The organism is Nostoc sp. PCC 7524, assembly GCF_000316645.1.
Taxonomy (GTDB): domain Bacteria; phylum Cyanobacteriota; class Cyanobacteriia; order Cyanobacteriales; family Nostocaceae; genus Trichormus.
The window spans coordinates 20,924-41,573 of the sequence record NC_019677.1; the positions used below are offsets into that span (position 1 = coordinate 20,924).

Below are 20,650 nucleotides of genomic sequence, written 5' to 3' on the forward strand. Positions count from 1 at the left end.
GAGCGATCGCCAGGGTTTAGGGCGTAAGCTCTTTTCTTAGAGGAAAAGTCAGCGATACCTACGGTAAGCTACGCTAACGCCTAGAAACTAAATTTCCCAGCAGGATTTACTCAAGTTGAGGTTCATGATTATACTCATCAAGAGATAGGCTGTACTATCAGCTAAAATAATCGCGATCGCTACTTGTAAGGCTCATCTAGAAAGTATGGCAAACTACCGCTTTTTGACTATTTGGCAATTAGATGCGCCTATTGAGAAGGTTTGGGATGCAATTATCCATTCTGAACGCTGGCCAGATTACTGGAAAGCGGTCGAAAGCGTAGTTGAGCTACAGGTAGGTGAACCGAGTGGGGTAGGGAACATTCGGCGTTTTACTTGGAAAACTCCCCTGTCCTATAAACTGGCCTTTGACACTTGCATTCAGAGAATTGATGCTCCTGTTTTAATGGAAGCAGTTGCCCACGGTGAAGTAGAAGGAGTGGGTTTATGGGAATTAGAAGCAGTCGAAAATGGCACAATTGTTCGCTATACCTGGACTGTGAAAACTACCAAACTTTGGATGAATCTACTAGCAATTTTCATTCGCCCCTTGATGGAATGGAATCACAACGTCATCATGCACCAAGGCGGCAAAGCAATGGCTCAACTCTTGAATGCACGTCTTTTAAGGAATGAATCATATTAGAAAAAACATGACATCGCTCTACACGCTATCATCCATCCAGCCGCACTCAGGGCAATCCCAATGTACCCGTGCTGTGTAATCTCGGTCAAACGTAAAGCCGCATTGGGGACACTTGCCAGTAAATAAAGGATGGGTATCTAGCAATTCTAGCTGTTGCTGTTGTGTCCATTGCTGTTGGGGCTGCAAAATCAACTCGCCATTGTAATAGGTTGCCCCTTCTGGTTGCCATAGTTCTTCTGCTTCGGCGTTGGGGTCTTCTCGAAAATCTAGGCAACTATCACCGTCTACCCCATCTGGGTGAACGGCACAGACGAGGTGGGGGTTATGGGCATATAGGAGACAGCGATCGCACTCTGGGATTTTTGGCATAGTACCAGTGTACTGCTTTATCACAAGCGATGCCTACGCACTCTTTGAATTTTTCCTCTAAGAATATCGCCAAGCAATGACGAATTGCCCACAAGATAAGCGTTCGCTTGCTTTGGATACTATTTTTTAGTACATTTGTATTTACTGAACTGCTGAGAGTAAGCCATACAGAGTCCCTACCGAAAGTGTGGGGATTTTATTTTGTTGGCGGGGGTGCATTCACAGTAGCTATTGACTATGAACTGTTGGCTATGGACTAATGACTAATAACTAATAAGCATTGACTAATGACTAACCAAACCATTCATGTTGTAGCTCGTTTTGTGGCTTTACCCGATAAAGTAGAAGAACTCAAAGCTTTATTATTGGGACTGATTGAACCAACTGGGCAAGAAGCAGGTGTGATTAAATATCAACTTTTACAAAATCAATCAGATCCAACAGATTTTACTTTTGTAGAAGAGTGGGAATCCGAGGCAGCACTGGATACTCATTTAGCGTCACGCCGTCTGCAAGTACCAATAGCCAAGCTAGAAGGATTAATAGCTACGCCCCCAGATATCCGCCGTTATTCTCTTTTGGCTGGGATTCCTAGTATCCCACTGGCGGAATAGTTGTATAGAACACTGTCGGGGCTTGAGGGCGATGCCTACGGCGGTAAACTACACTCTTAATTCGAGCGATCGCAAGTAGCGTCTCGTTCGCGGAGCGTCTCCGACAGGAGAAGAGAGGAAAACCCAAGCGTAGGCGATAGTCCACCGTAGGCATCGCACAGTGGAGACTTTTCCTCTAAGAATTTGATTTTATAGCTACTTTCTACCTCGAAGAGCGCATTTCTTGCTGGCGCATGGGCATAGCGTCAATTTGCTCAAAAATTGCTGTCGCTTCGACTGGTGTAGTATCACTGCGCTTAACACCACCATCTTTGCCTACCAAAATAACGCGGAAATTATCTTTGTCAACTCCAAAGCGATCGCGCAAATTGGCCACAGAAGATTCATCTATTAACTGTCCGTTGGCATAGCTTTTATCTGTTGCCAAAACCTGAACCAGAACTAAATCCCGTTCTGTAAAACCGTTTTGGTGCTGCTCAAATAACTGCATCTGTTGCTGATATGTACGGTTATCAACAGACGGTGCAAATACTAATAGCACGCGGTTTTGCCATTTTTGGGAACTGAGGTTAAATGAAGACATTTTGATGGCTTGGGTTGAACCTTGGGCAGTACCACCAATGCTGACTGGCGATAGGGCTATAGACGCGGTGAGGGTCAGGGCGATTAATACTGAGTTATTCACTTCGGCGTTTGAGATGAACTTTCCATCATTTCAAAGTATCATTAGTTTCCCCGCTCTGACTCTACCTGATGATTGAATAAGTGTAATGCTTACCCACAAGAGCATAGACGGCATCGCTGCTTTGGTGTTTATCCTCTAAGAATTTCAGGAGACAGGCGATCGCTTATAGTTTGGTTTTTCCTCTAAGAATTTTCTGGGGGTGCGTCATTGAGATTGAAAAAACTGCTTGATGAAGTTGAGATATCCTTGTCGTCCACCTCTATTAGTCCACAGTTTAATTGACGATTGAATTCGTTTGAGGCAGTCTACGATTTCTGCCACAGTCTTGGGTGTTATCTGTTCGTCAAGTGTTTGAATTGTGTTGTCTGAAATGGAGGTTCGTCCTAAGTGTAATTCACAAATTGCCTTTACTTGTGTAGCGACTTGGGCTGATATTCCTCTAATTGGACGTGATGCGCCTGACCTACCTTGAGCTTCGGCACTATAAACACGGATTAATGATTCAATTGCTGTCATGACTTCAGCATCAATCAAATCCGGTCTTTCTTGATAGACTTGCATGATGACAAACTCTATATTCTGTAGAACATCTAAATGTTGGGTTTCTACGCTCATGATTACGATTTTATCTGTAGTTTTAACTGAGTTGATAGTCTGTGCAAGTAACTTTGCAGCTACTAACTTTGAGCTAATTGTTCTATAAGTTGCAGTATATGCTTCTCAATTTGCCCAAGGGCAACTGTAGCAGAGGTTTGATCGATATCATGGACTAACCAGTATTCAATTGCATCTGCCCATTGGGGAAAGCGTTCATTCATCAATGGACGATGTTCCAACTCATCTAATGCAATAACTCTAGTAGCTGATTGAAAATCTTGCTCACTGGCTGCTAGTGGAAACCGTTCATCATCAGGTAGGTTTACCAATCGCACTGCTAAAGCCTCAGCCGCATACCGGGAAATTGTCCCCACATTGTTAACACCGCGCTCAAGTGCTAACCCTCTAGAGTCAGCCTGCCAATCTAAACCCTGTTTGGTAGCCAACCAATTAAAAAGATGTTCGGCAAAGCGGCTGCGGTAGTAGTTGCCTGTACACAAGAATAAGATTTTATTCATTGAGTTGACCAAATTCAGTAAGCCTACGAGCTTTTTACTGGTAAATGGGGTAATTGGCAAGATATCTAGGCTACTTTTCACATGGTTGCAATGGGGTTTCCTCTAAGAATCGGAGGGGCGATCGCCTATTTCATGAAAATAGCGGGAAAATAAAAGTTGTGCAGCCTGACGATGTTTTTCCACTAATTCAGGAGGAGATAAGACTTCTACCTTATCCATATAACGATAAACCCACAAACTAAACTCATCTAAAGAACGAGGTGGTAAATCTACAGCATATTCTACAAATGTATATTCTCCAGTGATTTTGTTTATGGGTCCTTTAGTAATTTTTTGACGGAGATGACGACGCTCTCCTTCTAAAATAAAAGCTGATACTGGTGAAAAAAATCGCACTTTAACAGGAATGAATGCCAGTTTCCCAGCTAATTCTAATTGTTGTGGTTCTGGTTCTCCTAAATTAAAACCCCAACCGTTTTCAAATAATTTATAGGCTTTGGCTAAACTTTCTCTTTGTTTTTCTAACCCCCGTGGTTGTATTTTCAACGGGTAGCAGTGGCTATTGAAACGATTTAAACGTCCCATTACTAAATGCCCGGTTTCATAAATTTCATATAGTAAATACCAAGCAATATCATAGTAAATTAACTGTAAAGGAAAGACTTGAAAACGTCCAATGCGATTGGAATTATAAAGGTCACGACTGCGAGAAATTTCAATTGCTTGTCCTTGATTAACGGCTTGTTCTAATAATGGTAATTGATGAAATAGCGTATCTTGGTGTTGTCCCCTTGCTGCCATATCTTCTGGATCTGTATAATTAATGGCACGGTTGAGATGTTGACGAGTAGGGTAAAAAAATTCGCCTTTGAGTTCCATATCTAACCCTCGTAATCTTTTACTGAGAGTTTCATAAATGCGTCTAACTTGGGCATCACCTTGATATTGCGCTTGAGACGCTAGTGCGTTAAAGGCTACTTTTAATTCTGTGGTAGAAAGCGCACCAGTTCCTAAATAATATCCCCAGCGATACATCCGACGGTCAAGAATACCGTAATTTCTGAGAGTTTCTAAATCTTTTCGTAAGGTAGGAGTTGCCGGATAACCATCTGGTAATTGTATATTTAATTCTTTCGCTAATTCCTGTAAATATATCCGTACCGAACTAAGTGCATCATGATTTTCATTATTATTAGAGTCAATAAAATCAGGACTACCTATACCTGGATATTTTAAAAAGGTAGCAATTAACAGTAGCAAACGTTCAAAAGCTAAACGTTCTGTGTAAGGGTGAGCAGGTTTTTTAGGCATTGTTCAAGTAATTACGCAGGTTTGTATTTACAGGAAACTCATCCGATTACAAAAAGAAAATATTTGGACTGCTAGTGGAAATTAGCTGCAAGTATTGTCAATATTGGTTTATAGCAGATAGCTGTAATAATTTAGTTTATCTCCTTTTTCTGGCTTTTCAGTAATTCAGGGTTTATCGTAGTCAACATCATCACTTTCAAGTCAGGCCTATCTACACTATGTATATCTCTCGACGTGCTGCTACTGCCAGAAATATTTCTGTATCTGCTGTTAATGGTGGTATTACTTTAGTAATTTTGTTAATTGCGCCTCTGGGTTTAGCAGCAGTAATTATTAATACTTTATTAGTTACAGTTTCTACTTATATAATTTCTAGTATGGCGGATAGGATAGTTTTGTGGTTAGAACCGGAACAAAGGGCAGAATTAGCTTCTTCTGGAGAAGATGAACATCGTTCTACACGCAAGTCTCATTTACAACGATGGTGGCGTTAATAATATATTGATTGGGGAATAGGCAACAGGGAATAGGGACTGATGAAGAAGTTTTTGAATTACAAATTACATAGGCGTAGCAAACTGCCACAGGCTATTACGCATTGGTCTTAACAGTTCCTTCATCATTAGTAATTTCATGCAAACTCTTTATGTTTCTGAGCAAAACTGCTATGTGTCTTTACAGAAAGAAACTTTGCTAGTTAAACAAGGGGAAACTGTATATGTGGAAGTGCAGTTACCTTTGCTAGAGCAAATTCTGATTTTTGGGCGCTCTCAGGTGACTACACAAGTCATTCGTGCTTGTTTATGGCGAGATATTCCCATTGCTTATTTATCACGGATGGGTTATTGCTATGGTAGAATTTTGCCAATTTCTAGGGGATATAGGCAGTTATCCCGTTATCAACAACAGCTGTCCCCTATTGAAAGATTGGTTACTGCTAGGGCTATTGTAAAAGGCAAGTTGAAAAACAGTCGCGTACTGTTGCGAAGACAGAGGAAAAAGAAAGAGTCAGAGATTTTAGAACGGGTTTTACAAAGTTTAGATTATTTAGCTAGCCAAGCCGCCGAAGCTGATACTTGGGAGAGGTTAATGGGGTTTGAAGGTGCTGGTGCTGCTCAATATTTCTCTGCTTTTAGTGAATGTTTAACTAATCCTGATTTTGTGTTTTCTGGTCGTAGTCGTCGCCCTCCTGGAAACCCAGTAAATGCTATGCTGAGTTTTGGTTATCAAGTTCTGTGGAATCATCTATTAGCATTAATTGAAATTCAAGGTTTAGACCCCTATTATGCTTGTCTACATCAAGGTCACGATGGTCATGCGGCATTGGCTTCTGATTTAATTGAGGAATTTCGCGCACCTTTAGTAGATTCTTTAGTGATGTGGTTAATTAATCGCAAAATTGTTAGTGCTGAAGCTGATTTCGATTTCAAAAATGGTGGGTGCTATTTGAATGATTCGGGGAGAAAGAAATTTCTACGGGCTTTTGTACAGCGAATGACTGAGCAAATACAAACTGAGGATGGAACCCAGCCTAAATGGGATTTACTAACTCAACAAGTCAAAGCTTTTAAACAGTTTGTCTACAATCCTAGTCATCATTATCAGCCTTACAAAATTGATTAAATTTTACTATGTTTTTGTATGTAATTTCCTACGATATTCCTTGTGATAAACGTCGTAAAAAGGTGGCTGACTTATTAGAAGGGTATGGACAGCGTGTGCAGTATTCCGTGTTTGAATGTCAGTTAAATACAGAAAAGTATCAAGATTTGCGTCGTCGGTTAAGAAAACAACTGAAGTTAGAAGAGGATAACGTAAGGTTTTATCCGTTATCTAGGCATACTCTGTCTCAGGTGGAAACTTGGGGTGTAGGAATACCCGTGATTGAACCACCTAGTTCAATTATTATCTAGCTGTTTCCGAGGTTTGGGTGAAGTAGCTGGAGTATTGATTTTTTGGTTGTGACCTTCGGTAGCTTGTTGGATAAAGGTTACGGGGTTTTAAATGGTTGCTTTGTGGGCTGTTTGGCGGTGGTTTTTCCTGACCTTCGGAAACCGTCTCTGGATTTCTTACGGAGTAATGATTTAAAATCTAGGGATTCCCACTCGCTGGGGATATTAATTGAATGGAAACAAAATACCTTCAGGTCGATAAGGTAAAAACGATGATTATTCCCACTCGCTGGGGATATTAATTGAATGGAAACAGATAACTTACAAGAGAATTCTTGGACAATAGAAGAATTCCCACTCGCTGGGGATATTAATTGAATGGAAACTTTCCTATCAACAGGATTTTACCTTGATGGATTTCAAATTCCCACTCGCTGGGGATATTAATTGAATGGAAACCTGCTTCTCCAGTCAGGAGGTTTTTAGCAGCCATTGCATTCCCACTCGCTGGGGATATTAATTGAATGGAAACTTTACAATGTTATCCCTGACTCCTTTATCTAACTGATTCCCACTCGCTGGGGATATTAATTGAATGGAAACCAAATATCCCTAGATGTTGCCGAGTGGTTAGCCAAATTCCCACTCGCTGGGGATATTAATTGAATGGAAACTCCTTAAGTCTGTATAAGGTTCATTGCCATATACAAATTCCCACTCGCTGGGGATATTAATTGAATGGAAACGAAAGAGAGTTAAGTAGATGGCTATGCAACTAACAATTCCCACTCGCTGGGGATATTAATTGAATGGAAACCTGATGTTTGCGCGTAAATTTGATTTAGTGTTGTCAAATTCCCACTCGCTGGGGATATTAATTGAATGGAAACGTTAATCAAATCAAAGTGATAGGCGATCGCATATTTTTATTCCCACTCGCTGGGGATATTAATTGAATGGAAACCATCCTGTCAGCATCTTGGAAGGTTGGATCATTGAGCAAAATTCCCACTCGCTGGGGATATTAATTGAATGGAAACAGTTCAATTACAGTATGTGTTCCAGCAGGATTTAAAAATTCCCACTCGCTGGGGATATTAATTGAATGGAAACTCAGGGAAAGTAATCTCGGTTGTTACAGGATCAAATATTCCCACTCGCTGGGGATATTAATTGAATGGAAACTTTGTTCCTCGTGCGGGTAGTAATGAATGCGTTCACGCATTCCCACTCGCTGGGGATATTAATTGAATGGAAACATGAATACCCTTCTTCCTTATTACCATCAATAAATTCTTTATTCCCACTCGCTGGGGATATTAATTGAATGGAAACGCAGTTACTCGCATATCTTTTATCTTAGAGGTGCGATATTCCCACTCGCTGGGGATATTAATTGAATGGAAACCTAGAATCGCCAACCAAAGCCGCTAAACGTTGGCGAATTCCCACTCGCTGGGGATATTAATTGAATGGAAACGTTACTTCTAGAAATAAGTCGCTCATGCAAACTTTGCATTCCCACTCGCTGGGGATATTAATTGAATGGAAACTTAACTGCATTTGCTCAACTTTTTGATCATCGGATTCCCACTCGCTGGGGATATTAATTGAATGGAAACAAAATGAGGGGTAAAAGTATGGATAGAGCAATTCACCCCGACATTCCCACTCGCTGGGGATATTAATTGAATGGAAACTCCAAAATAATTGTTTCACTTTTGTGCTGCACGCCGTACACATTCCCACTCGCTGGGGATATTAATTGAATGGAAACTCAATCTTGTCTAGCTGTGCCTGGAGGTTGCCTAGAGCATTCCCACTCGCTGGGGATATTAATTGAATGGAAACTCTATCATTCCATAAACTCCTCAAGGATAGTTAAGATAATTCCCACTCGCTGGGGATATTAATTGAATGGAAACGGTTTCAAGGGTATCCCATCTTTACTAAAGGTATACCCGATTCCCACTCGCTGGGGATATTAATTGAATGGAAACATTCAGAACTAAGACCGGGGGCTTTGTTTGCCATACATTCCCACTCGCTGGGGATATTAATTGAATGGAAACTAGCTCAAGGCTGCTACCGTCTAGCTCATCACGATCGATTCCCACTCGCTGGGGATATTAATTGAATGGAAACCTCCTGGCACTACTCCTTATGATGTGTGGCAGCAGATTCCCACTCGCTGGGGATATTAATTGAATGGAAACGCAAATGGGCGCAAAGAGCCTATCCTAATAGCCCCATTCCCACTCGCTGGGGATATTAATTGAATGGAAACATTGATGTTTTCATTGTTTTTTCTCTAATTTGATTTTGATAAATTCCCACTCGCTGGGGATATTAATTGAATGGAAACATCATAAATATCCATAGAGCTTTCTCCTTTTAAAATATTCCCACTCGCTGGGGATATTAATTGAATGGAAACTTATTAGAAATAAATGAATAAGTAATGGTTAATTCAGATTCCCACTCGCTGGGGATATTAATTGAATGGAAACAACAAAACAACCATAAAAAGAATTAAAGTAACATACTGAGATTCCCACTCGCTGGGGATATTAATTGAATGGAAACGCCGTTACCCAATCATCAACAGTTGCTTTAACGATATATTCCCACTCGCTGGGGATATTAATTGAATGGAAACTTCAGTATTAATGAAGAAAGGAATTTCTAATTGTTCTATTCCCACTCGCTGGGGATATTAATTGAATGGAAACAATGTCACTAGATAGCCACTGTTTTACCTCTCTTTCTGATTCCCACTCGCTGGGGATATTAATTGAATGGAAACTTAGAGTTTGTCATTGACGGAATGCAATACGGGGATTCCCACTCGCTGGGGATATTAATTGAATGGAAACTTGACCGGAAAACATGGGATTACCGTCGCCTAGAAAATTCCCACTCGCTGGGGATATTAATTGAATGGAAACCTCAAAGGAAAAAACCTATGAGCTATAAGATACAGAGCATTCCCACTCGCTGGGGATATTAATTGAATGGAAACTTTACTATTCTCCTGAGATTAAAGGTTATCGCTGGCCATTCCCACTCGCTGGGGATATTAATTGAATGGAAACGTACAGAGGATACACGCACCACGGGAGAAGGACTTTAATTCCCACTCGCTGGGGATATTAATTGAATGGAAACAGAATCTGTGATACTAGAATCTATCTACCAGTGTTACATTCCCACTCGCTGGGGATATTAATTGAATGGAAACACATCGGCTGATTCTTTTTGTCGAATCGAGTGTATAATTCCCACTCGCTGGGGATATTAATTGAATGGAAACCAAATCACTAACAAATTCACCCTGGTCAATAAGTTCTAATTCCCACTCGCTGGGGATATTAATTGAATGGAAACCGTTCTCTCAGTGCCGCTAACCAAATGGTTAACTCTATTCCCACTCGCTGGGGATATTAATTGAATGGAAACAGGGGCTATTCTGTTTCTCGGATCAAGCAGCACTACAATTCCCACTCGCTGGGGATATTAATTGAATGGAAACTCTCTACTTAAAACCTCCATCTTTATTTTTTCTACCATTCCCACTCGCTGGGGATATTAATTGAATGGAAACCGACAAAGATTTGAACTTTTAGCATATAATTCCTATTCCCACTCGCTGGGGATATTAATTGAATGGAAACTGGTATTAAGTTTTCAAGGTTTAGATCGCGAGTACAAATCATTCCCACTCGCTGGGGATATTAATTGAATGGAAACTAGATGGTTATCTAAGGCATCAATAATGGCATCATATTCCCACTCGCTGGGGATATTAATTGAATGGAAACCCATAACATTTGTTTTGCGCCCCTTGAACTTGTTGATAAAATTCCCACTCGCTGGGGATATTAATTGAATGGAAACATCGCATTAATAACTAACATACAAAAACTCATGCAAAGCTGATTCCCACTCGCTGGGGATATTAATTGAATGGAAACTGGAGGAAGGGCGATCGCATCATCCTAAGCTTCATCCAGATTCCCACTCGCTGGGGATATTAATTGAATGGAAACTCATCAACTAAAGTGTCGGGAACATACCACGAACCAAATTCCCACTCGCTGGGGATATTAATTGAATGGAAACACTGGTTGCCTTGCTCGTCTCGTCCGTTATCGTCAATATTCCCACTCGCTGGGGATATTAATTGAATGGAAACTTTCTTCAGTGAAGTTAAACATGACAAACTCCTAGATTAGAATTCCCACTCGCTGGGGATATTAATTGAATGGAAACATGTTGGGAGATAGACTACAACTTTCCTATGCTTAACTTAAATTCCCACTCGCTGGGGATATTAATTGAATGGAAACTTTATCATGCCCTGTAGCACAAGCCAGAAGCATTTTATGATTCCCACTCGCTGGGGATATTAATTGAATGGAAACCAATGACCAGGTGGCTTTGGGTCATGCCATCATCCTTATTCCCACTCGCTGGGGATATTAATTGAATGGAAACTTTTACTTAGATCAGCTAGGAGAGTTCTCTGCCTAGCTGATTCCCACTCGCTGGGGATATTAATTGAATGGAAACTTTTGACGTTCTAACAATTCTACTTTTGTTACTTGTTTATTCCCACTCGCTGGGGATATTAATTGAATGGAAACAACCATGCGGTGGTGCTGATACTTCGCCCAAAAGTGGCATTCCCACTCGCTGGGGATATTAATTGAATGGAAACTTGAATGACGGAGATTCGTGTTCCCGCTCAATGATTTGGCGCACAAATTTAGCTATTCCCACTCGCTGGGGATATTAATTGAATGGAAACGCTTTTAGATATGACTCCTAAAAAGGAGTATATACTTTTGAAGTATAAAAACATACTTACAAAATCAAAGAAATACACATGAACTATCACAGATGAACAAGGAAAACCTATAGTTTGGTCAATTCATAAATAATAACTGATGTCAAACATAAGAAAATATTTGTGATAGAACTCATATAAAGAGGTAAAGCTTACAAATCAATGATTTCAGGATGATTTTGGCAAATGTTGAGATATTTTATATTCCTAGACAAATACTGAAATCCCTTAATACAATGCACATATCAGCTACATAAGGAAATTACTGGTGTCAGAAGAATATTGGCGGGCTAAAATCTGGGGTTTACTTCATGACCCGATGTTAAAAGCACTACACAATAATAGTGGACGGGGACGAAACAGCTTTTTTGAACAATTACAAGTAATGCAGCCTTGGATTGAAGCTGGCAGAATACCGGGGTCATCACAAAGCTTTTTGTGTCAACACTTGCTAATAGCAGATTATTTAACTTCAGCGAGTGATAGATCCGCCATAGGTAGTACCACCACCTTTGTTAACTATGCTCCCAGTACAAATCCAGAACAAGGGTTACAAATTACACATTTATTATCTGCAAAAAAGCAGAATTTTAAAGTTAATTTTCATGAGCAATTAATTAGTAGTAAACGTGCAGATTTTCTATTTGGTAAAGAAGAAGAATTATTAAAAATAATACCAGCAGAATTACAAGACCCTATCATTCAGGAAAATCTGCCTAAAATTAAACAACTATATTGGTGGTTATGGCGTTGCTTACCCCAAGCAACCTGTGAATTATTTGGTGATAGCTCCTTAATGTTAATGCCAGCAGAAACCCGCATTCCCGACGCTTCCATTTGGAGTCATGTTAGCATGACCGCAGCATTAGCAGGTGGTTTTGCTGGCTATGATTTAACATTAGAGGAAGTGAAAAAATGGCCTAGCAACAAAGATATTTCTCATCCATATTTAGCAGTATTCAGCTTTACTCCAGTACAAGAATTAATTAAATCGAGTCGCAAAATGCGCGATTTTTGGGCAGGTTCTTGGTTACTCCATTATCTATCAGCTAAAGTTTGTTGGGTTTTAGCTAACCAATATGGACCGGATACTTTACTTTATCCTAGTCTTTATCAACAACCATTAATTGACCATTGGTTATTACAGAAATACCCAGAATTTGAAAAATTTATTGGAAAAGTATCACCAGAATCATTGTTAACCGCAGGATTCCCTAATATTATAGTATTGGTGTTACCAGAAGGCAGAGTACAAGCAGCTATGCAAACTGCCCAGCAAGCTTTATTGGAGGAATGGTTAAAAATTGGGGATTTAGTATTAAAAGAATTACAAAATAAACGTCATTGGATGAAAGATTTAGACCCTAATCATACCACCTGGAAAGGTTGGTTAAAATCCCAGTGGCAATTTTACTGGACAGCACTACCAATTGGCAAAGGTAAAGAATTTAAAACAGCAGCAATTCCTGAAGATTTGGATGAACTGATACAACCGTGGCTAACCCAGCAAAATCAAGCATATAATGTTAGTAAACAACAAGCACTATTCCAAAAGAAAGAATTAGACTTTTTACGAGAAGCCTACAATAAACGTTTAGAAGAACAAGGTAGAAAGTTTAGTGTTAACGTTGGTTCGTGGTGGGGTTATATTTTTGATGCTACCCGTGCTGCTTTAGCATCAGTTAAAAACGCGAGAAATTGGGAAATGCCCACAGCATTTGGACCACGTTCTACGATTTCTGGTATTGGTTCGGTTATTCATCCTGGTAAGGATGGAAAAGACTGGATTACTGAAGGAGAAACTCAGAACTACTGGAAACATCATGCAGGTTTATTTGATGGTAGAGAACAGCTAAACGCGACCGAAGTAGTGAAGCGGGGTCTACACAAAATTTTACCTGATCTGCTAGGGATACGAGAGGAAAATATTACAGTATCTTATCCAGATTTAACTTCTGGTGTGGCTGGGTATTTGAAAGCTAATCAAACAGATACTAAACACAAACGCAACTTTGAAAATGCTTGTAAAGCAATAGTTGATAAATTTCCAGAAGCCAAGAAAATACTCGCAGAAATGCAGGGAAAATGGGGTATTCCTTGGATAGATAATCAAACTATTCCTCAACAATATCATCCCCGCTTACTAAATGTTGGTTGGATATTGGAAGATTTACCAAATAGTGACGAACTAAAGGAAGAATATACCAAATTAATTAATGACGTTATTAGTCAATACTATCCCAATAACAACCCATCGAACTGGTATGTGTTAGCAGCCGGAGATGGTGATAGTATGAGTGAATGGTTAAAAGGGACAAAACTCAAAAAATATGGTGATTATATTCCCGATGGTTTTGCCGAAAAAGTTGCTAAAAGTGGAAGACCATTAACCAAATTTGGAGACTTCTTAGAACTAACTAAAAGAATGGGTCCGAGTACCCATAGCGCATTAAGTCGGGCATTATTGGACTTTTCTAATCAACTTGTTCCTTACCTCACTCAAACCCGTTATGCTGGTAGATTAATTTATAGTGGTGGTGATGATGTTTTAGCATATCCTAATCTATGGGAATGGGATAACTGGTTGTGGGATATTCGTCAATGTTTTAGAGGTGCTGAAGACCCACACAATGAATTTAGTAATGATGGGGACTACTGGAAATATAAAGGTAAAAGTGATCAATTAGTAGACCGTCCCCTATTCACAATGGGCAGCGCAGCCACTATCAGCTTTGGTATCGTTATTGCTCATCATTCCGTACCGTTAGCGATCGCTCTGGAAAGTCTCTGGGAAGCTGAAGAAAAAGCCAAAGAACATACATCCCCTAATGGTGATCAAAAAGACGCTGTACAAGTGCGGGTACTATACGGCAACGGTAACACCTTACAATCAACCGCCAAATTTGATGTTTTCTATCAGTGGCAACAATTAATCACAGGTGAATTAGATAGCGCGATATTTGAACAAGCAGCGAGTTTGTGGAGTCAACACCCAGCACCCAGCTTAGAAGCCATCATACCTTGGACTAAAGTATTTTGCGATCGCCGCGACCAATTCCAAAACAACGAATCCGCTAAACAAGAGTTTCAGAAAAACCTCGCAGACTTCCTAAAAGCATTGTTTATCACCACCCAAACCAAAGACCTAGACAATGAAATTCAAAGCTGGTTAAAACTTGCAGCTTTCGTTAAACGCAACCGTGAAATCAAACTAGGAGGTGTTAATTAATGTATTGGTACAAATTGACACCATTAGACATACTGATGTTAAGGGATGCCAAACCATTTTCACCACAGGAAAGGGCGTGGGCGGGTAGTGTATTTCCTCCCAATGGTCATACTATCGCCGGAGCATTGCGGGGTTTACTGGGAGAAAAGCAACACTTTAGCATTGTTGGGCCATTTCTATGTTATCAAAGCACAGAAAACACCTTATATCTTCCGCGTCCGTTGGGGTTTGTGAAATCAACTCCCCTTGTACCTTTAGCTTGGGAACAAGATTCTCATTATCTATATAATGCCTTGCGTGATGAAAGCCAACCTTGCCCATTAGTTAAACCTCATAATTCTAAAGATGAAGATGAGGAAGATAATAAATATGAGGCTATTTCTGAGAAAAAATTTAGACAATATTTACCTTTTTCTGTCGTTAAAGACTATTTAGAAACTGGAGAAATTGATAAAAATAATTGGGTAGTAATTGATGGGGTTCATGAAGATAAACCCTGGACAATAGAAACCCGTTCACATAATAGTATTCAGGAAGGAACGAAACAAGTCAAAGATGCCGATGGTTACTTTGTAGAAAATGCTATTAGATTACATCAAAATTGGAGTTTTGCTCTAGGAGTTAACCATAAGATAGAAGCACCTACTACAATTAGGTTAGGGGGAGAAGGACACAGAGTAATTGTACAATCTTGTCCAGAATTGAAAGAACAATGGCAAGAACTACAGACAATATCAAATAATAATTTTCAAGCTAATAGTACATCAATAGCTTATTTAGTGACCCCTGGAGTCTTTGAAAGACCACATAAAGATAAGCACGAGCAAAGAATCAATTTATGTCGTCCTTATCCGTGGGAATGGAAAATAAAAGATGGTAATTTTGTGAGTATGTCCACAGAAAAACCAGTGCCAATTAGTTGCCGAATTAGGGGTGAGGATAATAAAAGTATTCCTGCACCGCAAGTATTTGCAGCACCGCCGGGAAGTTTATACTATTTGAATAAACCTCAAGGATTGTTTCAGGATAATCCAGAATCTCCTGTAAATAATTGGAGAAAACTGGGTTATTCAGAAATGTTGTGGATTAAATATCAAAAGAATTAGGAAAAATACATGATTGAATACATCTACTTATATCTGCTTTCACCATTACATACAGGGGGTACAACCCAAGAAGGTAATTTATTAGGGATTGCCCGTGAATCTCATACTAATTTTCCGTATATTCCTTCCAGTACCTTTCGTGGTAAAGTGCGGTCAATTGTCACAGATAAAGACACACAATATCAACTATTTGGCAATGACTTAAAGGATGGTCAACAATTAGAACAAGGAAATATTTGGATTGGTGACGCTTCTATATTATGGTTGCCAGTACCATCATTAAGTCATAGCGTAGTTTGGATTAGTTGCCCCATGTTATTACAACGTTGGCAACGTTTACAAGGTGGTAGATTACCCATACCGCCTGAATATAGTTGTAACTTTGCCAATGGTTCTGCTGTTTATCTCAAAGATGCAATTATTCAAGCTAATCAATTACAAACTTGGGCAACATCAGAAGAATTTGTACCTAAATCTTCAGCAACCAGTTCTGTAAATCGTTTATTAGTTTTACCTGATAAGCATTGTGCCACATTAATTCAAATGAGTTTATGGCGACAAGTAAAAATCAAATTAGATGAACACAAATCAGTAGATGGTGGTTTCCGTTATGAAGAAGCAATTCCACCAGATACATTAATGTATCTACCTTGGGGAATTACATCTCAAGCTAATGGAATATCACAAAAATCTTACAATAATTTCAAAAACTTATTAGCAGCCAATGAAATACTACAAATTGGGGGACAAGAAAGTTTAGGGCGGGGATTTGTCCAACAATGGATGTAAAAGTATTTAAGGAAATTAATATGACATTTGACCCTAGAACAATTGCCACACCTATCTACGATGCTTTAAATAATTTGCGTTCTCTACCCAATCAAGATGACACTCGTTTGAAACAACAAAAAAGTCAAGCAGTGGAACTCTATACTTATCTTTCCACTTGGGGAATGATGCGGTTAAAAGCTGAAGAGATGGCATTACCTGAAGGAATGAAGGGTAAAAAACAAGTAGTAGAAAAATTTTTTGAATCTTTACAAACTATTTCAGGAATACCAAATCTATCTGGTCAACAAGGTTTAACAACTTTGAGGAATCTTAATACAGATGAATATTTAGGTTTAACGGGTTTGGGGCTAGCTTTAGCACAAGAGTTTAGTTTTTGGGCTACTGCAATTTATACAGGTATTGAGGGAGACTAAAAATTATGGTATTTGAAAGACCTAATCAACCTAAAAAACCTCAATCACCTGCAAATGCAACACCAAATATAAATCAACCCAGAAGAGTAATTAATGTTGGGGTTGATAACGGTGGTGGTAATCGTGGTAATGGTAATAACAATCAACCTCCTATACCGTCTCCCTGGTTGAATCCAGAAAACCCACCTCAGCCACATTCAGAAGCCAGTTTTGTAGAATATTTGCGTTGGATGCGATCGCCCGATAGTCACTACAAAGATCCAACGAAAGTGCAAATATTGCAAATGGCGGAACAGGGGGCAAAATATTCAAAGCGATTACAAGAACTCACAAAACGCACAGAATTAATAGCCCAAAATAGTTTTAGGGTTCAATGTCCTTGGAGAATTAGAGTTGGAGGACACCGAGGACCAGAAAGTATCTTATTACCTGCTTTTGATGCTTTGGGTATTCCTTATATTCCCTCTAGCACCCTGCGCGGTGTGGCCAGAACGCAAGCTATTAGGGAAATAATGGCACAAAAAAATATTGAATGGAAAGATGCAGAAAAACAAATTGCACCTTGGTTTGGGTCTTTAGATGCTAAAAATCCAAGCGATCGCTCAGGGAAAGTTGTATTTTTAGATGCTTATCCTTTAGCCAATCAAAATCAAAATGTATTAGCTGTAGATATGGCTAATAATATTTGGCAATGGGAGAATAATTCACCAAAATACAGTCCTAATCCCAATCCATTTCTAAATTTAGAAAAACCCATGTTTATTATTGGATTAAGGTTAGCCAATGGTTACCAAAATCAACAAATTCTAGAACAAGTTAAACATTGGTTAATTAGAGGTTTACAAGCTGGAGTAGGCTCTCAGATTAACACTGGGTATGGTCAATTAAACCCCGCAGGTAAAGTTACTCCTAAAAGTGAATTTTTCAGAATCGATTTTATTGTAGAAGGTCAATTAATTCATGGTCATCAAAAGTTTAAAAATGTTAACCAGCCTTATCAAAAAGACAAAGAAGGTAAATTGAGAACTGATAACAAGGGAAACTTAAAACCAGATACAATTAATCATGCAGAAGTCCGTCCCGTTGCATTCAAATCAATGCTACGTTATTGGTTTAGAACTTTTGCATTAGGAGTTTTAGAACCTGAAACAGTTCAATACTGGGAAAATCAAATCTTTGGTGGAATTAATCCTAGTAAAGAATATGGCTGGTTAATGGTCAGAGTTTTAGAAGGTAAAACCATTAGAGATAATTCTCTAAACAGAGATGATGATTTTGGTGAACAATCCGGAATTTTAACATTAAATTACTCACCCGGAACACCCAATAATCAAAAAGATAATTTCCAAAAATTAATTACAAATCTTACTTGGCTAATGTTTCATTTAGGTGGTATTGGGCAAGGAGCAAGAAGACCATGTTATTCTCGCAGAAATCGCCAATATGCCCCCTGGTGGCGTGGTTCAAATTTGATAGCTGATAGTCAAGATTCATTTTGGGAATTACCTGAAAATACTCAAAAATTTCAAAGATTGTTCAGACAAAGAATAGAAGCATTCTATCAAGCAATACAAGGTTTAGGCATAAATTTTAACTATCGTCAGACAAGAAATTGTGGTTTAGTTAGTAATCACCAATGGACAGAAGCTATTGATGCTAATTGTCGGATAATTGTCTGTTCTGGAAAAGAAGTGTTGGGTAAACCTTATGCGTTAGCAGTTCTCCATAGCAAAGAATTAAAGTTCAATGATAATTATGACGGTAATCTTTGCGGAAAAGTAGGTAGAGAAGTCAAACCTTCCCCTGTATGGATTGCAGATTTAGGTGATTACCAAGTAGTCACCGTATTTGGTGCTAGTGAAAATCCCCGTAGAAATTATTTAGAAAAATTACAAAACAAACTCCAAATCTTTCCCCTATGAAAACAACAAATAGCACGAATCATGTTAATACTCTCATCATCACCGTAGGAACTAGGCAAATAGGTTGGCGTTGTAAAGATGGCATCATCCGTTCCTTTGGTGCAGATGGTAATATTGGCTATCCAGCCCATATCAAGGAATTATATCAAGAATTAGGAATAGAACGAGGTAATCATCTAGAAGGTGATACAACCTATCCTTGGAGTGGTCGAGATTTAGGACAACGCTACTATGAATATTGTAAAGAATGGCTAGGTGGTGATTTTAATAATATTGAATTATTGCTAGATAAAACAATTATTGGATCAGGAATTAAACAAGGATTAAAACATATTATTCTTTGGGGTACAGACCAACCAGAAAACATTCCTTGGAATTATCGCCGCCTTGATACACTGTGGATAGCAGAATTAATGGCAGGTAAAATTAAAAGTTTATTTCCTGATGTTAGAGTTGATATTCATGCACCAAAAATCAACGCTAATGATAGCGAAGCAATTCGGCAAGAATTAGAACAATTAGTTTTAAAAGAAGCTATCAATGCTTTTTCACCTACTAAAGATGAAGAATTTGTACTCTGGATACAAACAAAAGGATGTACCCCTGTAATTGCTTCTAATGTAGAAATTTGTGCAGCAGCTTTAGTCCGTCAATATCAAGTATTTAATGCCAGTCCTGATGAACCAAAGGAATTTTTTACTAAATTAGAAAATGGTTTAGTAACTGCTAATCATTCTCAGAGTTTTACATTAATTCCAATGGCAGAATATTTTTGGTCATTGGAAAAACTACGTATTAAATCAGCTTGGGAAAGAGGCGATTTTTCTGAAGCACAAATTTGGTTATCAGTCCACCAAAATCGTCATAAAGTTTTATATAAATTAGCTGGTTTTTTAGCACAATATAGCAATTGTGAATCAAATGATGAGTTTTACAGCAAACTCAAAGATTGGATAGGTTCTAATGATGTGAGTAACTTAGTTAATGCAGAACAAGTTACAACTTGGAAAACCCAAATTCAAAAAATGCAAGCTGACAAAACTATTAATCTATGGGAATCTACCATTATCTTAGAACTGTGTCTGAAACGAGAAACTTATACAACAGCATTTATTCAGTTTGCTCAACTCTTAGAACGATTATTATATATCCAATCAATAACACACAATTGGATTGCTAAAGGTTGGATATTAGCTAAAAGTAATGACCCATCGCTAGCAGAATTAATGCAAGGTTGGTGTCAGTATAAAAGATTCAATCAAGATAGTAAATGGTCTAAACTGTTGTACGATATTCGGCAAAACCGTAATCAAATTATTCATAAAGGTGAATCTATCACACCAAGAATAATTCGTGCTATCTGGGCTAATAATGGTTTCCCTGTTCAATACCCAGAAACAGCAGAAGTCATTAAGAACTTGATGATGGATGTACTCAAAGAAATTAGCACACCTCCTAGCTTGGATCAATTGTTGATGCGATCGCTATATCAATGGGGGCTGAATTATCTTCAAGATGCTAGTTAATACTTTACCTGAATGCTCATAGAGTTAGTTTTACTAATTGTACATTGCAAATTTATCAAAGATTAAGGGTCAACCTGAGTTTAGACATTTCCCATGCTGCATCTTGAGAAAACGCAACTATAACAATAAGCGATCGCCTCCA

The 20,650-nt window shown here is 38.8% G+C and carries 16 protein-coding genes and 1 CRISPR repeat array; of the genes, 11 read left to right on the plus strand and 5 right to left on the minus strand.

The annotated features are described in order from the left end of the window. Window positions 1-205: 205 nt before the first annotated feature. Window positions 206-685, plus strand: coding sequence for an SRPBCC family protein (locus tag NOS7524_RS27330; protein ID WP_015116134.1), 480 nt, complete (start codon window positions 206-208; stop codon window positions 683-685). A gap of 18 nt (window positions 686-703) precedes the next feature. Here the strand turns inward: NOS7524_RS27330 and NOS7524_RS27335 are convergent, their stop codons facing one another. After that, on the minus strand, window positions 704-1,054 hold the full coding sequence (locus NOS7524_RS27335) for a hypothetical protein (RefSeq protein ID WP_041555994.1): 351 nt from the start codon (window positions 1,052-1,054) through the stop codon (window positions 704-706). Between the two features lie 287 nt (window positions 1,055-1,341). On the opposite strand from NOS7524_RS27335, the gene NOS7524_RS27340 reads away from it, so the two are divergent. Next, complete coding sequence (locus NOS7524_RS27340; protein WP_015116136.1) at window positions 1,342-1,668, plus strand: putative quinol monooxygenase; 327 nt, start codon at window positions 1,342-1,344, stop codon at window positions 1,666-1,668. Window positions 1,669-1,870: 202 nt separating this feature from the next. Here the strand turns inward: NOS7524_RS27340 and NOS7524_RS27345 are convergent, their stop codons facing one another. The 4 genes from NOS7524_RS27345 to NOS7524_RS27360 form a co-directional block, all read right to left on the minus strand. After that, complete coding sequence (locus NOS7524_RS27345) at window positions 1,871-2,353, minus strand: DUF4174 domain-containing protein (protein ID WP_015116137.1); 483 nt, start codon at window positions 2,351-2,353, stop codon at window positions 1,871-1,873. Between the two features lie 204 nt (window positions 2,354-2,557). Continuing rightward, window positions 2,558-2,968 (minus strand): hypothetical protein, encoded by a 411-nt coding sequence (locus NOS7524_RS27350; RefSeq protein WP_015116138.1) that lies wholly within the window; start codon window positions 2,966-2,968, stop codon window positions 2,558-2,560. Window positions 2,969-3,030: 62 nt separating this feature from the next. Further along, entirely contained in the window at window positions 3,031-3,468 is a 438-nt protein-coding gene (locus NOS7524_RS27355; RefSeq protein ID WP_015116139.1) for an arsenate-mycothiol transferase ArsC, read from the minus strand. Window positions 3,469-3,570: 102 nt separating this feature from the next. Next, window positions 3,571-4,779 carry a helix-turn-helix transcriptional regulator gene (locus NOS7524_RS27360; protein WP_015116140.1) on the minus strand — a complete coding sequence of 403 codons (1,209 nt, stop codon included), beginning with the start codon at window positions 4,777-4,779 and terminating at the stop codon, window positions 3,571-3,573. A gap of 218 nt (window positions 4,780-4,997) precedes the next feature. Between NOS7524_RS27360 and csx18 the strand changes: the two genes are divergently transcribed. From csx18 to NOS7524_RS27405, 9 genes are all read left to right on the plus strand, one after another. Next, on the plus strand, window positions 4,998-5,273 hold the full coding sequence (gene csx18 / locus NOS7524_RS27365) for a CRISPR-associated protein Csx18 (protein ID WP_015116141.1): 276 nt from the start codon (window positions 4,998-5,000) through the stop codon (window positions 5,271-5,273). Between the two features lie 139 nt (window positions 5,274-5,412). Then, window positions 5,413-6,402 carry a CRISPR-associated endonuclease Cas1 gene (gene cas1, locus NOS7524_RS27370; RefSeq protein ID WP_015116142.1) on the plus strand — a complete coding sequence of 330 codons (990 nt, stop codon included), beginning with the start codon at window positions 5,413-5,415 and terminating at the stop codon, window positions 6,400-6,402. A gap of 8 nt (window positions 6,403-6,410) precedes the next feature. Further along, on the plus strand, window positions 6,411-6,692 hold the full coding sequence (gene cas2 / locus NOS7524_RS27375) for a CRISPR-associated endonuclease Cas2 (RefSeq protein WP_015116143.1): 282 nt from the start codon (window positions 6,411-6,413) through the stop codon (window positions 6,690-6,692). A 184-nt stretch (window positions 6,693-6,876) separates the two neighbouring features. Continuing rightward, window positions 6,877-11,481: direct repeats of the CRISPR family, unit length 36 nt; unit sequence ATTCCCACTCGCTGGGGATATTAATTGAATGGAAAC. A 307-nt stretch (window positions 11,482-11,788) separates the two neighbouring features. Then, a complete protein-coding gene (gene cas10, locus NOS7524_RS27380) occupies window positions 11,789-14,749 on the plus strand; it encodes a type III-B CRISPR-associated protein Cas10/Cmr2 (RefSeq protein ID WP_015116144.1) in 2,961 nt (986 codons plus the stop codon). Next, window positions 14,749-15,855 (plus strand): type III-B CRISPR module-associated Cmr3 family protein, encoded by a 1,107-nt coding sequence (locus NOS7524_RS27385; RefSeq protein ID WP_015116145.1) that lies wholly within the window; start codon window positions 14,749-14,751, stop codon window positions 15,853-15,855. Before cas10 ends, NOS7524_RS27385 begins: the two co-directional genes overlap by 1 nt. Before the next feature lie 9 nt (window positions 15,856-15,864). Then, a complete protein-coding gene (gene cmr4 / locus NOS7524_RS27390) occupies window positions 15,865-16,644 on the plus strand; it encodes a type III-B CRISPR module RAMP protein Cmr4 (protein WP_015116146.1) in 780 nt (259 codons plus the stop codon). 20 nt (window positions 16,645-16,664) lie between these two features. Further along, window positions 16,665-17,060, plus strand: coding sequence for a hypothetical protein (locus tag NOS7524_RS27395; protein ID WP_041556003.1), 396 nt, complete (start codon window positions 16,665-16,667; stop codon window positions 17,058-17,060). Window positions 17,061-17,065: 5 nt separating this feature from the next. Then, complete coding sequence (cmr6, locus tag NOS7524_RS27400; protein ID WP_015116148.1) at window positions 17,066-18,982, plus strand: type III-B CRISPR module RAMP protein Cmr6; 1,917 nt, start codon at window positions 17,066-17,068, stop codon at window positions 18,980-18,982. Next, a complete protein-coding gene (locus NOS7524_RS27405) occupies window positions 18,979-20,508 on the plus strand; it encodes a hypothetical protein (protein WP_015116149.1) in 1,530 nt (509 codons plus the stop codon). Before cmr6 ends, NOS7524_RS27405 begins: the two co-directional genes overlap by 4 nt. Window positions 20,509-20,650 lie beyond the last annotated feature (142 nt).

Coding starts and splice junctions, on each gene's coding strand:
- NOS7524_RS27330 (WP_015116134.1), top strand. CDS start 206: ATGGCAAACTACCGCTTTTTGACTATTTGGCAATTAGATGCGCCTATT.
- NOS7524_RS27335 (WP_041555994.1), bottom strand. CDS start 1,054: ATGCCAAAAATCCCAGAGTGCGATCGCTGTCTCCTATATGCCCATAAC.
- NOS7524_RS27340 (WP_015116136.1), top strand. CDS start 1,342: ATGACTAACCAAACCATTCATGTTGTAGCTCGTTTTGTGGCTTTACCC.
- NOS7524_RS27350 (WP_015116138.1), bottom strand. CDS start 2,968: ATGAGCGTAGAAACCCAACATTTAGATGTTCTACAGAATATAGAGTTT.
- NOS7524_RS27355 (WP_015116139.1), bottom strand. CDS start 3,468: ATGAATAAAATCTTATTCTTGTGTACAGGCAACTACTACCGCAGCCGC.
- NOS7524_RS27360 (WP_015116140.1), bottom strand. CDS start 4,779: ATGCCTAAAAAACCTGCTCACCCTTACACAGAACGTTTAGCTTTTGAA.
- csx18 (WP_015116141.1), top strand. CDS start 4,998: ATGTATATCTCTCGACGTGCTGCTACTGCCAGAAATATTTCTGTATCT.
- cas1 (WP_015116142.1), top strand. CDS start 5,413: ATGCAAACTCTTTATGTTTCTGAGCAAAACTGCTATGTGTCTTTACAG.
- cas2 (WP_015116143.1), top strand. CDS start 6,411: ATGTTTTTGTATGTAATTTCCTACGATATTCCTTGTGATAAACGTCGT.
- NOS7524_RS27385 (WP_015116145.1), top strand. CDS start 14,749: ATGTATTGGTACAAATTGACACCATTAGACATACTGATGTTAAGGGAT.
- cmr4 (WP_015116146.1), top strand. CDS start 15,865: ATGATTGAATACATCTACTTATATCTGCTTTCACCATTACATACAGGG.
- NOS7524_RS27395 (WP_041556003.1), top strand. CDS start 16,665: ATGACATTTGACCCTAGAACAATTGCCACACCTATCTACGATGCTTTA.
- cmr6 (WP_015116148.1), top strand. CDS start 17,066: ATGGTATTTGAAAGACCTAATCAACCTAAAAAACCTCAATCACCTGCA.
- NOS7524_RS27405 (WP_015116149.1), top strand. CDS start 18,979: ATGAAAACAACAAATAGCACGAATCATGTTAATACTCTCATCATCACC.